We start from the raw sequence: 15424 nt of genomic DNA, 5'->3' as shown, positions 1-15424 counted from the left end.
ACAGCGCAGATCCACACAGCGCAGATCCACACAGCGCAGATCCAGACAGCGCAGATCCAGACGGCGCAGATCCCGAGACGGCAGAAGGCGAGACCGCTGCGGACGACGCGGGCTCCGCCGACTCCGAACAGGAACCCGACGAGACGGGCGAAGAAGACGCCGAGTCCGACGACGCCGACGACACCGACACCCCCGAAGAGGGTGCGAAGGTCGATGACGAGGTGACCGACGAGGCAGAGCCCGAGCACACCGATGCCGATGCTGTCGACGCCGACGACACCGCTGATGCGGATGCCACCGAAGAGGATGACACCACCGAGGGGGATGTCGCCGACGACACATCGGCATCCACCGTCGTCGCGGTACCGCCATCCGAGGCCACCCAGCTCGATCCGTCCGATACGACCTGGTGGACATCGGCGATCTTTTACCAGATCTATCCGAGATCGTTCTCCGATCTGAACGGCGACGGGGTCGGCGATCTCGCCGGTGTCATCGACAAACTCGGCTATCTCGAACTGCTCGGCATCGACGCGATCTGGCTGAGTCCCATCATGCGTTCCCCGATGGCCGACCATGGTTACGACGTCGCCGATCCGCGCGACATCGACCCGCTGTTCGGTGACATCGCACTGTTCGACGAATTGATCGCCGAGGCCCACGACCGCGACATCCGCGTGACGATGGATCTGGTCCCCAACCACACCAGCGACCAGCACGAGTGGTTCGTCGAGGCATTGGCCGCCGAACCCGGCAGCGCAGCCCGCGCCCGCTACATCTTCCGCGACGGCCGCGGCGAGAACGGCGAGGAGCCGCCGAACAACTGGCACAGCGTGTTCGGCGGTCCGGCCTGGACCCGGGTGCCCGACCCGGACGGTTCCCCCGGGCAGTGGTACCTGCACATCTTCGCCGCCGAGCAGCCCGATCTGAACTGGGAGAACCCGGAGGTCTTCGTCGATCTGGAGAAGACCCTGCGGTTCTGGCTCGACCGTGGCGTCGACGGGTTCCGCATCGATGTCGCCCACGGCATGGCCAAGCCGGCAGATCTGCCCGACATGGATGTCGAATCCGCCGGGTTGCTACAGAACTCCGATGATGACCCGCGGTTCAACAACTATGCGGTGCACGACATCCACCGCAAGATCCGCACGGTGCTCGACGAGTATCCGGGCGCGGCGAATGTCGGCGAGATCTGGGTCGACGACAACGAGCGATTCGCCGAATACCTCCGGCCGGATGAACTGCATCTCGGATTCAACTTCCGCCTCGCGAAGGCGACATTCGACCCGGTGTCGATCCGCGACGCCATCGAGAACTCGCTGGAATCGGTGCTGTCGGTGGGCGGAACGCCCACCTGGACCCTGTCCAATCACGACGTGGACCGCGAGGTGACCCGCTACGGCCGTCTGACCCCAGCCGACGCCGACACCGACGACGCCGACACCGACTCCGACGGCGAGTCCGGTTCGGTGGATGTCGATCTGGGCATCCTCCGCGCGCGGGCCATGCTCCTGGTGGAACTGGCTTTGCCGGGTACCGTGTTCATCTACAACGGCGCCGAGTTGGGCCTGCCGAACGCCGATCTACCCGACGAGGCGTTGCAGGACCCCGTGTGGGAACGTTCCGGCCACACCGAGCGGGGACGTGACGCATGCCGGGTTCCGTTGCCCTGGGAAGGATTTGAGCCGCCCTACGGATTCAGCACCACCCCGGACACCTGGCTGCCGATCCCCGACTCATGGACGCGTTTCACGGTCGAGGCGCAATTGGAGGACGTCGGCTCGACGCTGTCGCTGTATCGACAGGCGATCGAGATGCGCTATCAGCGACCAGAATTCGATGGCGAGACCGTCGAATGGTACGGGGCACCCGAGGGTTGTCTGGCCTTCCGCCGCTCGGTGGGTCATCTGGTGTGCGCGCTCAACACCTCCGACGTGCCGGTCCCGCTGCCACCCGGCGAGGTACTGCTGTCGAGTTACCCGCTGATCGACGGGCAGCTCGCACCGAACTCGGCCGCCTGGCTGGTGTGAGCAGCGCGCCTACCGAGGTGTCATCGAGAGCCGTTCGCGACGCTGGAACACCGAACCGAAGCGGGCATCGATACGAATCCACGCGCCGGACAACCGGATTCGGACCGGCTCGGCGGCATCGATGAGGTCGATCGGCGATGTCTCGGTGACCTCACCACCCTGCGCATCCCGGATGAATCCCATTGCGGTGAGCGCGAACAGAGATCGCATCGACACCGACGCGCGGCGTTCGGAATCTGCGGCGGAGACCTCGAGAACGTCCTGATCCAGCAGACCGGTCGCCGGCCCGTGCGCGCTGCCCTCGTTTCGGGCCAGATGCGCACCGCCACGCGACAACTCGACGACCGTTCGCGCAGGGACGTCGTCGAGCTGGGTGAAGCCGCCGGTTGCGGGCAGCGCCCCACGCCAGGCACTCTCCATCGCGAAGCCAGGGTCGACCTGGTCCCCAGGTGAGGCCGCCAGCAGCGATGTGCGCAATGAGGCTGCGTCACAAACGATGTCGCCGGGCCGCTGCCGACCGAACACCGACCTGGCGGCGAGTACGTCGAAGCCAGTGGTGACCCATAGGCCGATGAGTCCGTCGGACCGCGCGGCCAACCGGACCACAGCGGCGTCGTCGAGTCGGAGTGCGCGCCCCAGAAACGCCACGGCATCGGCGCGGTCGGCGACGCCGGCCAGCGTGATGTGCCGTTCGGGCTCACTCATCGATTCACCTGATGATCGCGCCGGAACGACCCCAGATGGGCCTTCTCCGCGGCGGTCAGCCGACGCAGACGTTGCGCGTCGACGTCGAAGGCCACCAGCTGCGTGGTGGCGGTGACCGCCGGTTTGGCGTCGGGCCCGTCGGTGCCACGCCGGACCTCGTAGCCGACGGTGAAGTCGACGGCCCGCAGCTGCTCGACGAACATAGTGACCACGATCGGTCCCTCGTCGTGACGCACCTGCTCGCGGTATCGGACATGGAGGTCGGCCACCACGCATCCCTCGCGCAGGGCCGCGGTCGGTCGCTCGTCGTAGAACAACCACGGGATTCGTGCCTCCTCGAGCAATGTCACCATCCGCGCGTGGTTGATGTGCGCAAAGACATCCATGTCCGACCAGCGGACGGGCACTCGCACCACATAGCCGGCCTCGGTTGTGGTTCCCTCGTCCTCGTAGAGCACGCGACTCCTCCCTGACGTCGATACGACCGCATTCCCGACGGCACCGGTCCTGTTCCGGCTGCGCCCCAACCCTACGCACCCGGCGACGTGGACCTCGAGTGCAGTTCAGGCAGCGCCGTTCAGGCCGGGGCGATCTCCACCGGCAGGCCGTTGAGGGTGACCGTCCCCGACAGCGGATCCATCAGCGTGCCGTCGTTGAGCTGATTCACATTGGCACCCGGTGCGCCCGCGGCGACCGACAATCGGGTGCCGGCGAGGTCGTGGCCCCAGCCGTGCGGCAGCGACACGACGCCGGGCAGGATGTCGGTGCTGATCTCCACCGGCACCTTCAGCTCACCTCCGGGACCTCGGACGACGGCGATGTCGTCGATGCCGTACCGGTTCGCGTCGTCGGGGTGCACATAGAGGGTGCAGCGATTGCTGCCGCCCGACAAGGCGGTCAGGTTGTGCATCCAGCTGTTGTTGGACCGTAGGTTGCGGCGCCCGATCAGCACCAATCCCGCCGTGGAGCGATCGAGGGTCTCGCGCAGCCGGTCCACGTCGGCGATCAGGTCGTCGGCAGCGAGTTCGATGGTCCCCGACTCCGTACGCAAGACCCCGGGCAATCGCGGCCGCATCGGCCCGAGGTCGATGCCGTGGGGTGCGGCCAGCACATCGGCGAGAGTGATCCCGTCCGGCCGGCTCCCGAAGGCGTCGCCATAGGCACCGAGGCGCAACATCATGTCCAGACGCCGCTCATATCCGGGGGCGTCGGGCAACATCGCCACCATGTCGCCGGTGTCACGGCCGGCGACAGGCGAGTACGGATCGGCCACCTCCTTGCCGAGGGTCGCGACGATCGCCTGCTCGTCGACCAGCATCGGGTCGGCATCGATGCCGGCGCCGCTCAACCCCAGGATGAGCCTGCACAGGATCTCCGACTCGCCGGGCCGGCCGTCGCCGAGTGGGCTGACCGGTCGCGAGTAGCGCGCCGTCGCACGTACCGCGAGATTGTTGAGGAGGAAGTCGAAGTGGGGGCTGGCCGAGGACGGGGGCGGCGGAAGGATGACATCGGCGTGCCGGGTGGTCTCGTTGAGGTAGGGATCGACACAGACGATGAGGTCGGCGGCGTCGAGGGCGCGGGAGAGGCGCTCGCCGTCGGGAGCCGACAGCACGGGGTTGCCACCGATGGTGAACAGCGCGCGGATCTGCCCGTCGCCAGGTGTGTCGAGTTCCTCCGCCAGCGCAGCCGACGGCAGTTCGCCGGCCACCTCGGGGTGGCCCGATACCCGGCTTCGCCACCGGCCGGTGCGGAACGGGCGTCCCGGCCGGGGCGGACGCGGCGCCGGCGCCGTGGGCGGGGTCGGGAACATCACGCCGCCCGGCCGGTCGAGATTGCCGGTGAGGATGTTGACGGCATCGATGAGCCAGCTGGTGACGGTGCCGAATTCGACGGTGGTGGTGCCCATCCGCCCGTAGACGGCTGCCGACGGTGCCGCGGCGATCCCGCGTGCGAGTTCGCGGATCTCGGCGGCCGACACGCCGCAGTGGGCTGCGACCCGTTCTGGCGCGAAGTCGCCCGACCGGTCACGCAGCTCCTGCACACCGCTGACGTACTGGGCGATCCCGCCCAGGTCGGCGGCGATCAGGTCCTCGTCGAACAGGGTGTGCACCACCCCGAACAGGAGGGCGGCATCGGTGCCGGGCCGCGGCGCCAGATGGGTGTCGGCGAGCTTCGCGGTCCGGGTCCGGGCCGGATCGATCACGGTGAGGTGACCACCACGTTTGCGCAGCGCGGCCAACTTCCCCGGGAAATCCGCGGCGGTGGTGACACTCCCGTTGGAGACCACCGGATTGGCGCCGATGATGACCAGGTGATCGGTGCGATCGAGATCGGGAACACAGAAGGCGAACGGATTGCCGAACAGGTAGCCCAGCGCGATCTGCTTGGGCATCTGATCCAACGTGCTGGCACTGAACACGTTGGGGGTGCCCAGGGTGCGCGCCAGCATCGGTGCGTGCAATGCGCCGGCGACGGTATGTGCGGTGGGATTGCCCAGGTACACACCCACTGCTGATGCACCGTGGTCGGCGCGGATCGCGCCCACCCGGTCCACGACGGTCTGCAGGGCGTCGGACCAGTCTGCTTCGACGAGTTCACCGTCGCGGCGGATCAGCGGCCGGCTGAGCCGGTCCGGGTCGTTGTCGAGTTCGGGAAGGCTCGCGCCCTTCGGACAGATATAGCCGTGGCTGAACACATCCTCGGCGTCACCACGCGCGGACAGCAGCCGCCCGTCGTCGCCGACGGTCACCGTGAGGCCACAGGTTGCCTCGCACAACGGACAGATTCTCAACGCGGTCCGACCCATGCCTCACGATAAACCGACCGGCGGGCCGCGTGGTCATCCCTGCGCGAAATGAGCCCCTAGCGGATCACACTGCGCAACTGCCGGGCGGCGACCGACAGGGTGGCGAGGTCGGGGTCGGCGAGGTCGTTGATGTCGGTCAGCATCGTGCGCATCCGCGACAACCGCGACGACTGCGACGACTCCCACTCGGCGATCATCTCCCCCGCCGACTCGTCGGGTTCACCGATCTCCAGGATCTTCAGGGTGATCGCGCGTAGCGCACCGTGCATGTCATCACGAAGTGCCAAGCGCGCCAACGCATGCCAACGGTCGCCGTATTCGAGGTCGGAGACCGACGTCAACAGTTCCTCGATGCCGAAGTGTTCCATCACGGCGAAGTACACCTCGCCGACCTCCACCGGGTCGTAGTCGGCGATCTCGGCGGCATCGATGATGTCGAGCAGGCAGAACCGGTGCAGGCCGATGGCGACGTCGTGGGCGAGATCCTGCGGTACTCCGGCCTGCTGATAGTGCTCCACCCGCTGGTCGACGTCGAGCGCCGAACTCGCTCCCATCCAGCTGTCGAGCAATGCCGACAGTTCGGTGACCCGGGTGCGGTAACGCGTGATCTCGGCGGCCATCGCGAGAGGCTGCGGCCGGAACGCGAGCAGCCAGCGCGACGCCCGGAACAGCAGGCGCCGCGCGTACAAGGTCATCTCGTCGATCATGGTGACCGGCGCGGCGGCGTGTACCACCCGTTCGAACAGTTCGTCGAGACCGAACACGGCACTGGCCACGACGTAGGCACGCACCCCTTCCTCGGTGGACGCGCCGGCCCCCTCGCGTAGGCGGAACAGGTGCGTGGTGCCCGCTTTGTCGACGACGTCGTTGACCAGCGTCGTGGTCACGATCTCACGCCGCAGACGGTGGGCTCGGATGCCGGTGCCGAACCGTGTGCGCAGCGGCACCGGGAAGTAGCGCGCCAACCGCTCGTCGAACACGTCGTTGTCCGGCAGGTCGGTGACGAGCAGGTCCGACTTGGTGGCCAGCTTGACGTGCGCCATCAGCGTCGCGAGCTCCGGCGACGTCAGACCCCGGTGGAGATCACCGGCGAACCGCTTGCGCAGCTCCGCCGGTTCGGGCAGCGCCTCGAGGTGCAGATCGACGTCATAGGTGTCGGCGAGATCGGCGAGCTGGCGTACGTGGACGTCGACCCGTTCCTGAGAGTAGGTGCGGCAGAAACCGAGTTCGGAGTTCTGCGAGATGTTGTCGGCGAGAACGAGGTCGGCCACCTCACCGGTCATCGAGTCGAGCAGGTCGGTGCGGTGATCGGCGTCGAGGTCACCTGACGACACCGCGGCGTCGAGCAGGATCTTGATGTTCACCTCATGGTCGGAGCAATCGACACCGGCGGAGTTGTCCATCGCGTCGGTGTTGACGTGTCCGCCGCACAGATCGAACTCGACCCGGCCGAGCTCGGTGACGCCGAGGTTGCCGCCCTCCCCGATCACCTTGACCCGCAGTTCGTCACCGTTGACGCGGATCGCATCATTCGCCTTGTCCCCGACGTCGGCGTCCGACTCGCTCGACGCCTTGATGTACGTGCCGATCCCGCCGTTCCACAACAGGTCCACCGGCGCGAGCAGCACCGCACGGATGAGTTCCGGGGGCGACAACTCGGTGACACCACCGTCGAGTCCCAGCGCGTCACGCATCTCGTCGCTGACGGGAATGGATTTCTGATGCCGCGACCACACCCCGCCGCCACGACTGATGAGTGCGGGGTCGTAGTCGGCCCATGAGGAGCGGGGCAGATCGAACAGCCGGGCCCGTTCGCCGAACGAGGTTGCCGCGTCGGGTGTCGGGTCGACGAACACGTGTCGATGGTCGAATGCGGCGACGAGCCGGATGTGGTCGGACAGCAACATCCCGTTGCCGAAGACATCGCCACTCATGTCGCCGACCCCGACCACTGTGAAGTCCTGTGATTGGGTGTCGACACCCATCTCCCGGAAATGCCGTTTGACCGACTCCCAGGCACCCCGGGCGGTGATGCCCATCTCCTTGTGGTCGTAGCCCGCCGATCCCCCCGACGCGAAGCCGTCGCCGAGCCAGAAGCCGTAGTCGGCGGCGACGTCGTTGGCGATGTCCGAGAATGACGCGGTGCCCTTGTCGGCGGCGACCACCAGATACGGATCGTCGCCGTCGCGACGCACCACCGACCGGGCGGGCAGGACCGTGCCGCGCTGCCGGTCGATGTTGTCGGTCACGTCGAGCAGTCCGGCGATGAACGCGCGGTAGCAAGCGATCCCCTCCGAGCGCTGCGCCTCGCGATCGGTGGTGGCGTCGTCGGTGGCGGCGGGCGGGCGCTTCACCACGAAACCGCCCTTGGCGCCGACCGGGACGATGACCGCGTTCTTGACTGCCTGGGCCTTGACCAGGCCGAGGATCTCGGTACGGAAGTCCTCGCGGCGGTCCGACCAGCGCAGCCCGCCGCGGGCCACCATGCCGAACCGCAGATGAACCCCCTCGACGCGCGGCGAGTAGACGAAGATCTCGTGCATCGGCCGCGGTTGCGGTGCCTGCGGAATCTCGCGCGGCCGCAACTTGAACGACATCACCGCCCGATGGCCACCGTCGTCGCCGGGCACGTAGAAGTTGGTGCGTGAGGTGGCCGTCACCACGGCGGCGAATGCCGACAGGATGCGGTCGGCGTCGAGGCTGATCACGGAACCGACCTCGCGACGCAACGCGGTGAGGGCAACCTGGCGGCGATCGTCGTCGGCCGAGTCCGGGTCGAAGGACGCCGCGAACAACTCGACCAACCCGCGCGCGACCGCCGGGTGGTCACCGAGGACCGCGGCGACATGCGTGGTGGTGTAGGCGAATCCGCACTGGCGCAGATACCGGCCGTAGGCACGCAGCATCGCCGCCGACCGCCAGTCGAGACCACATCGGATGACCAGTTCGTTGATCGCATCGACCTCGGCGTTGCGTCGCCACAGCTGACCGAAGGCCTCGGTGAACCGACTCTCGAGGTCGGCCAGCGAACTCATGTCGATGGTCATGCCCTCGGTGAGCCGGACCCCGAACTCATAGGCCCAGCACGATGATCCGTCGCCGCGGACCAGGTGATAGGGATGCTCGTCGAGCACATCGAGGCCGAGGCTGTGCAGCACCGGCAGGACGTCGGTGAGCGTGGCGGTCTCGTCGCACAGGTACAGCGTGAACGTCCAGCGTTCGGTACGCAGGTCGCGCCCCTCGGATGCCCCGCCGGCGAGTGTCACCTCCGACTCGTCGACGTCGGCGTCGGGGTCGTCGAGTACCCGGCCCAGGGTCACGGTGACGTCACCCGGAGCCAACTGCGTCACGTGAATGAGATCGGCCAGGGCCTCGCGCGGATTTCGCTGTTCCTTGTAGTCGTCCGGCAGCGACGGCAACATGCGCAACACCGCATCGACACCGCCGTCCGGCCACGACGTGTCGGTCGACTCCGCGGCGTCGCGCCCGAGTTCGCGCACCCGCTCATCCCAGCTGCGGATGATGTCGGCGAGGCGAGCCTGCATGCGCAGGTGCTGCTCGCTGCCGGTGTCCACCGAGCCGATCGATCGGACGATGTCGGCGTCGACGCGCACCAGCACCTGCAGCAGCGCCAGGGGCATCTCGCTGACCCGCGCCGTGTACTCGATCGCGGTACCGCCGAGTGCTCGCAGCAGCTCCGACTGCAACTGCAGTCGGGTCTGGGTGTTGTAGCGGTCGCGCGGCAGGTACACCAGCGCCGATGCCATGCCGCCACCCGGGTCGGTGCGCACGAACAGCCGCAGCGAACGCGTGGCGACCGCGTCCAGCATCTCGTCGATGCGCCGGCTGAGTTCGGAGTCGGTGGAGGCGAACATCTCCACAATCGGATAGTTCTGGAGCAGCTCGAGCATCGCCTGACCGGCGTAGGAGTCCTCGTCGACCCGTGCGCGGCTGAGCACGCCGTTCACCTTGGCCCGCAACACCGGCACGTCGAGGACCGTCTGGTGCAGACCCGAGGGGGTGAACGTGCCGACGAAGCGGTGTTCGCCGGTGTGCACGCCGTCGTTGTCGAAGGCCGGGATCTGCAACAGGGTCGGGAAATCGGACCGTTGGATACCCGTCTCGAGGTAGACGCGCGAGACCACCGGAAGCAGTGGCTGCCGGGTGGCCACCGGGAAATCGGACGCGACGGTGTCGGTGCACCAGATACCCATCGGCCGGCCGATATCGCTGCCGTCGATACTCACTTGCGCGTAGCCGAGCGGGAGGAAGTGATTGCCGGAAAACCATTCCAGCAGGTGCGCATACTCCTGGCGGTCACCGACGAGCAGCCCGCCCTCGGCACCGACGGGCGCCGCGGCACACTCGGCGGCCAACCGAGTGAGGGTCTCACGCATCGTCGCCGCATCCCGGTCCACGTCGGCGACCCGGCCGATCACCTCGACGAGATCACGGCGCAATGCCTCGGCATCGAAGTCGGGTTGGCGCGAGAGTGCCACGACGAAGATCCACGACTCCACCGCGGTGGGGTCCTCGGACACGAAGTCCGCCAGCACTCCGTCCGCGGACCGCACCACCTGGACGACCGGATGGTCGATCCGGCTGACCACCAGATCGTGTGCCTCGACCGAGGCCAGCACCGCCTCGACCAGCAAGGGCATGTCGTCGTTGACGACCACGACCTCGAACCCGCCCGATTCGGTGCCGGCGACCTCGACCAGCCGCTCCTCCTCGCCCCGCCGTTCGGCGATCTCGAGGTGGCGACGCACTCGCGCCACATCCTCGTCGTCGAAGGTGTCCGGGTCGGGCAGCTGCGTGTCGTCGGCCCCCGACGACGAACTGAAATAGCGTGCGATCGCCTGCGGTAGAAGCGATGTCACATTCGTCACCGGCGCTCACCCCACATCACTGCAGAGGCAGGAAACCGGCGTCTCCGGCTGTGCCCCTTCTTCCTGTGATGGTAGTGATGCCGCGACGTGGCCGATGCGCGTTCGGCGCAGCGTGTCAGCACCGCAGACGAGGCCGACTTCACCCGATGTGGGTGACGACTTCGAACGGGTGTCGCGCCATCGTGAAACCGACACGCCTCAGTCGTTGCGTGCGGTTCTCCCCAAAGGAGCTTCCCATGGCCCGCCCGAGCAAGGCCCAGATCGAACTCGACATCCGCGACTCCACTCCCGATTGGGACCCGTATCTTCCGCCCAGAGCCGCCGACGGAGCGCCGAATGTGCTCTTCCTGGCGTGGGACGACCTCGGGTACGCCACGATGGACATCTTCGGTGGCCCTGTCGAGACGCCGAACATGGCCCGCATCGCCGACAGCGGGGTGAAGTTCGCGAACTTCCACACCACGGCCCTCTGTTCCCCCACCCGTGCCTCGTTGCTGACCGGACGCAACGCGACCAGCAATGGGATGGCCACGATCGCCGAGTTCTCCTCGGGCTTCCCCGGCATCTCGACGCGCATCCCGTTCGAAAACGGTTTCATCTCCGAGGTCCTCGCCGAGCGCGGGTACAACACATACTGCGTCGGCAAGTGGCACCTCACACCGGGCGAGGAGTGCAACTCCGCCTCCTACAAGGGACGCTGGCCGCTCGGGCGCGGCTTCGAACGCTTCTACGGCTGGCTCGGCGGCGAGACCAACAACTGGTACCCCGATCTGGTGCACGACAATCACCAGATCGATGCGCCCGGGCGTCCCGAGGACGGGTACCACCTCGCACCGGATCTGGCCGACCAGGCCATCGCGTTCATCAAGGACGCCAAGGTCATCGACCCCGACAAGCCGTTTTTCCTCTATCTGGCACCCCAGGCCGGGCATGCACCCCACCAGGTGCCGAGCGAGTGGGTCGACCGCTATCGGGGCCGCTTCGACATGGGCTACGAAGAGATTCGCCAAGGGATTCTGGACCGGCAGATCGAACTCGGCCTGCTACCCGAAGGCACCGAACTCTCACAGATCAACCCACACGGTGAGCCCGATCGGACCAGCCCGGACGGCAAACCGTGGCCGATGCTGGACACCGTGCGACCGTGGGAATCGCTCGACGACGACGAGAAGCACCTGTTCTCCCGGATGGCGGAGGTCTTCGCCGGGTACATCTCGTATTGGGATCACCACATGGGCCGGGTGCTCGATCATCTCGAGGAGACCGGGCAACTCGACAACACGCTGATCGTGGTGATCTCCGACAACGGTGCCAGCGGCGAGGGCGGACCCAACGGCGAGTTCAACGAGTGGCGCTTCTTCAACGGTCTGCCCAGCGACCCACAGGCCACCGTGGAGCGTATCGACGAACTGGGTGGCCCGGCCTCCTACAACCACTACAACACCGGCTGGGCCTGGGCGCTGGACACCCCGTTCCCTTATTGGAAACGCTGGGCGGGTGCCGAGGGCGGTATCGCCGACACCTGTCTGGTGTCCTGGCCGGCGCGGTTCGGCCCGTCGCCGACGCCGCGCCAGCAGTACATCCACGCCGTCGATGTGGTCCCCACGGTGTACGACCTGCTCGACATCGAGCCACCGGCGTCACTGAAGGGATACCAGCAGTCGCCGATCGAGGGCGAGAGCTTCGCGGCCGCCCTCACCGACGCCGACGCGCCGGGCAAGAAGACGCAGTTCTACACCATGCTCGGGCAGCGATCGCTCTACCACGACGGGTGGCTGGCATGCACGGTGCACCCACCGCTGTCGGGCTGGGGCAGCTTCGAGAAAGACGAATGGGAGCTCTACCATCTGGAGACCGACCGTTCGCAGTGTCACAACGTCGCCGCAGACCATCCCGAGCGCACCGAACAGCTCAAACAGCTGTGGTTCTACTACGCCGGCATCTTCAACGGCCTCCCGCTCGATGACCGAACGGCCCTCGAGCAGACGCTCGCCGAGCGACCGAGGGTTGCGCCGCCCCGGGACCGATACGAGTTCTTCCCGAATATCGCTGACGTTCCGGAGTCTGCGGGCCCGGCGATCAACGGACGGTCGTACACGATCGTCGCCGGCGTCGAGATCGAGACACCCGACGCCGAGGGGGTGCTGTTCGCCCACGGAGGTGTCGCCGGCGGCCACAGCCTCTACCTCAAAGACCGCACGCTGCGCTACGCCTTCAACTGGGTGGGAACGCATCTGCAGACCGTGACCTCGCAGACCGAGATCACTCCGGGCCGACACGTCATGACCGCCGAGTTCCAGATGTCGGGCCCACACACCGATCCGTCGATGCCCGGATTCGCCGGTATCCTGACGCTTTATGTCGACGACCGCGCGGTCGGCTCCGCTGAGCTGGTCACCCAGCCCGGGTATTTCTGTCTCGTGGGGGACGGGATCAGCGTCGGGCGTGACAGCGCATCGCCGGTCACCCCCGACTATGCCGACCGGGGCACGTTCGAGTTCAGTGGTGGCACCATCGACAAGGTGGTGGTCGATGTGACGGGCGAGAGATTCGCCGATCACGAGGCACAGATCAGGGCCTGGCTGTCCATGGACTGACCGAGCCTCGACGCCGTCGGGACCCGACACGGTCGGCCGGATCGCCTACCTGCCGATCCGGCCGATCGCAGTTCTCAGTCGCGGGTGAGGCGGCGGTGGGTCACTCGATGCGGGCGGGCGGCGTCGGCGCCGAGACGCTCGATCTTGTTGGCCTCGTAGGCCTCGAAGTTGCCCTCGAACCAGAACCACTGGCCTTCTTCGACGTTGCCCTCCCACGCCAGGATGTGGGTGCAGGTGCGGTCGAGGAACCACCGGTCGTGGGAGATGACCACGGCGCAGCCGGGGAACTGTTCGAGCGCGTTCTCCAGCGAACCGAGGGTCTCCACGTCCAGGTCGTTGGTGGGTTCGTCCAGCAGGATCAGATTGCCGCCCTCTTTGAGAGTCAACGCCAGGTTCAGACGGTTGCGCTCACCGCCGGAGAGCACCTCGGAGCGCTTCTGCTGATCGGGGCCCTTGAACCCGAAGGCACTCACGTAGGCGCGCGACGGCATCTCGTTCTGACCGACCTCGATGAAGTCGAGTCCGTCGGAGACCACCTCCCACACGGTCTTCTTGGGGTCGATGCTGGCGCGGCCCTGGTCGACGTAGCTGAGCTTGACCGTCTCGCCCACCTTGACGTTGCCGGAGTCCGGTTCCTCGAGCCCGACGATGGTCTTGAACAGGGTGGTCTTACCGACACCGTTCGGACCGATGACGCCGACGATGCCGTTGCGCGGCAGGGTGAACGACAGGTCCTTGATCAGCACCCGCCCGTCGAAGCCCTTGTCGAGGTGTGAGACCTCCACCACCACGTCACCCAGCCGCGGCGGGGTGGGGATCTGGATCTCCTCGAAGTCGAGCTTGCGGGTCTTCTCCGCCTCGGCGGCCATTTCCTCGTAGCGGGCGAGCCGGGCCTTGTTCTTGGTCTGGCGGGCCTTGGCCCCCGAACGCACCCAGGCGAGTTCTTCCTTGAGGCGGCGCTGCAGCTTCTGATCCTTTTTGCCCTGCACCTCGAGGCGCTCGGCCTTCTTCTCCAGGTAGGTGGAGTAGTTGCCCTCGTAGGGGTGCAGCTTGCCGCGGTCGACCTCACAGATCCAGCCCGCGACGTGATCGAGGAAGTACCGGTCGTGGGTCACCGCCAGCACGGCTCCCGGGTAGGCGGCGAGGAACTGTTCGAGCCACAACACGCTCTCGGCGTCGAGATGGTTGGTGGGCTCGTCGAGCAGCAGCAGGTCGGGCTTCTGCAGCAGCAGCTTGCACAGCGCGACACGACGACGCTCACCACCGGACAGATGGGTCACGGGCGAGTCAGCGGGCGGGCAGCGCAAGGCGTCCATCGCCTGTTCGAGTTGCGAGTCGAGATCCCACGCGTCGGCGTTGTCGAGATCCTCCTGCAGCTTGCCCATCTCTTCCATCAGGTCGTCGGAATAGTCGGTGGCCAACTGCTCGGCGATCTCGTTGAAGCGGTCGAGCTTGACCTTGATCTCGCCCATCCCCTCTTCGACGTTCTCCTTGACCGTCTTCTCCTCGTTGAGCGGAGGCTCCTGGAGCAGGATGCCGACGGTGGCCTCGGGGTCCAGGAACGCCTCACCGTTGGACGGCTGATCGAGTCCGGCCATGATCTTGAGGATCGACGACTTACCCGCGCCGTTGGGGCCGACGACGCCGATCTTGGCGCCCGGGTAGAAGGACATGGTGACGTCGTCGAGGATGACCTTGTCGCCGTGCGCCTTACGCACCTTCTTCATGGTGTAGATGAACTCAGCCACTTACAGCGTCTCCTTCAGACCTCGATCTCGGTGCCACAGCCGGGCACGGTGAGCAAATCTCCTGGGCCGATCCGGCCCTTCCGGCGGATGCCACAACTGGCTCCAGCCTAGTGGGCCGACGCCCGCCCGGTCGCGCACACCCCGCGGCGCCGCGGCTTGCAGGTATGACCGACCGGCGAGTGACTCAGGCCGCGGTCGGCGTCTGCGCGTCCGCTCCCGCACCCTCGACCTCGGACCCGACCGGTCGCGTCGTGGTGCCCGCGACCGACGGTTCCCGCCCCGGAGCGCCCTCGAAACTCACCACACACCTGCTGAGGTCCAGTCCGACGGCGGTGGCGGTCATCTCCAGGTCTGCTCGTCGCTCACCGTCTGCGGTGACGTACTCGTTGGTCTTGATCTGACCGTGTGCGATCACCGGCCGACCTTTGGCCACCGCCTGGGACACCCCGGTCAACAGGCGCCGCCAGCAACTCACGGTGAGGTACAGCGTCGGGCCGTCGATCCACTCCTGGGTCCGCTTGTCGATTCGCCGCGAGTTGCAGGCGACCCGGAACGAGATCACCGGCTCCCCCGTCGAGGTCTGCCGATGGCGCGGATCGGACACCACGGTCCCGATGACGGTCGTGTAGGTCTCGTACATGTTCGACTC

8 protein-coding genes are annotated in these 15424 nt (G+C 66.9%); 2 read left to right on the top strand and 6 right to left on the bottom strand.

Annotation, left to right across the window (positions count from 1 at the left end):
- The first annotated feature begins 221 nt into the window (after nucleotides 1-221).
- Nucleotides 222-2030: a glycoside hydrolase family 13 protein gene (locus NWF22_RS20220; RefSeq protein WP_160902836.1), complete on the top strand. Its 1809-nt coding sequence runs from the start codon at nucleotides 222-224 to the stop codon at nucleotides 2028-2030.
- 9 nt (nucleotides 2031-2039) lie between these two features.
- On the opposite strand, the gene NWF22_RS20215 is transcribed toward NWF22_RS20220, so the two are convergent.
- From NWF22_RS20215 to NWF22_RS20200, 4 genes are all read right to left on the bottom strand, one after another.
- Nucleotides 2040-2735 carry a DUF8010 domain-containing protein gene (locus NWF22_RS20215; RefSeq protein ID WP_160902688.1) on the bottom strand — a complete coding sequence of 232 codons (696 nt, stop codon included), beginning with the start codon at nucleotides 2733-2735 and terminating at the stop codon, nucleotides 2040-2042.
- Entirely contained in the window at nucleotides 2732-3193 is a 462-nt protein-coding gene (locus NWF22_RS20210) for an acyl-CoA thioesterase (RefSeq protein ID WP_160902689.1), read from the bottom strand. The genes NWF22_RS20215 and NWF22_RS20210 overlap by 4 nt, the downstream gene beginning before the upstream one ends.
- 119 nt (nucleotides 3194-3312) lie before the next feature.
- Nucleotides 3313-5541, bottom strand: coding sequence for a molybdopterin-dependent oxidoreductase (locus tag NWF22_RS20205; RefSeq protein ID WP_160902690.1), 2229 nt, complete (start codon nucleotides 5539-5541; stop codon nucleotides 3313-3315).
- Nucleotides 5542-5597: 56 nt separating this feature from the next.
- Nucleotides 5598-10430: an NAD-glutamate dehydrogenase gene (locus NWF22_RS20200; RefSeq protein ID WP_160902691.1), complete on the bottom strand. Its 4833-nt coding sequence runs from the start codon at nucleotides 10428-10430 to the stop codon at nucleotides 5598-5600.
- Between the two features lie 236 nt (nucleotides 10431-10666).
- On the opposite strand from NWF22_RS20200, the gene NWF22_RS20195 reads away from it, so the two are divergent.
- A complete protein-coding gene (locus tag NWF22_RS20195) occupies nucleotides 10667-13027 on the top strand; it encodes an arylsulfatase (protein ID WP_160902692.1) in 2361 nt (786 codons plus the stop codon).
- Nucleotides 13028-13101: 74 nt separating this feature from the next.
- On the opposite strand, the gene ettA is transcribed toward NWF22_RS20195, so the two are convergent.
- Entirely contained in the window at nucleotides 13102-14775 is a 1674-nt protein-coding gene (gene ettA, locus NWF22_RS20190) for an energy-dependent translational throttle protein EttA (protein WP_160902693.1), read from the bottom strand.
- A gap of 184 nt (nucleotides 14776-14959) precedes the next feature.
- Entirely contained in the window at nucleotides 14960-15415 is a 456-nt protein-coding gene (locus NWF22_RS20185) for a single-stranded DNA-binding protein (RefSeq protein WP_160902694.1), read from the bottom strand.
- Between the last annotated feature and the right edge of the window lie 9 nt (nucleotides 15416-15424).

The sequence above is a fragment of the Gordonia mangrovi genome (genome assembly GCF_024734075.1).
Classification (GTDB): Bacteria; Actinomycetota; Actinomycetes; order Mycobacteriales; family Mycobacteriaceae; genus Gordonia; species Gordonia mangrovi.
Note: the sequence above shows the minus strand (reverse complement) of the source record. Positions and strands in the feature narration are given on the sequence as shown.

Excerpts from the sequence above, each read along its gene's own strand:
- NWF22_RS20185 (WP_160902694.1), bottom strand. The coding sequence starts at position 15,415 with ATGTACGAGACCTACACGACCGTCATCGGGACCGTGGTGTCCGATCCG.
- NWF22_RS20205 (WP_160902690.1), bottom strand. The coding sequence starts at position 5,541 with ATGGGTCGGACCGCGTTGAGAATCTGTCCGTTGTGCGAGGCAACCTGT.
- NWF22_RS20195 (WP_160902692.1), top strand. The coding sequence starts at position 10,667 with ATGGCCCGCCCGAGCAAGGCCCAGATCGAACTCGACATCCGCGACTCC.
- NWF22_RS20215 (WP_160902688.1), bottom strand. The coding sequence starts at position 2,735 with ATGAGTGAGCCCGAACGGCACATCACGCTGGCCGGCGTCGCCGACCGC.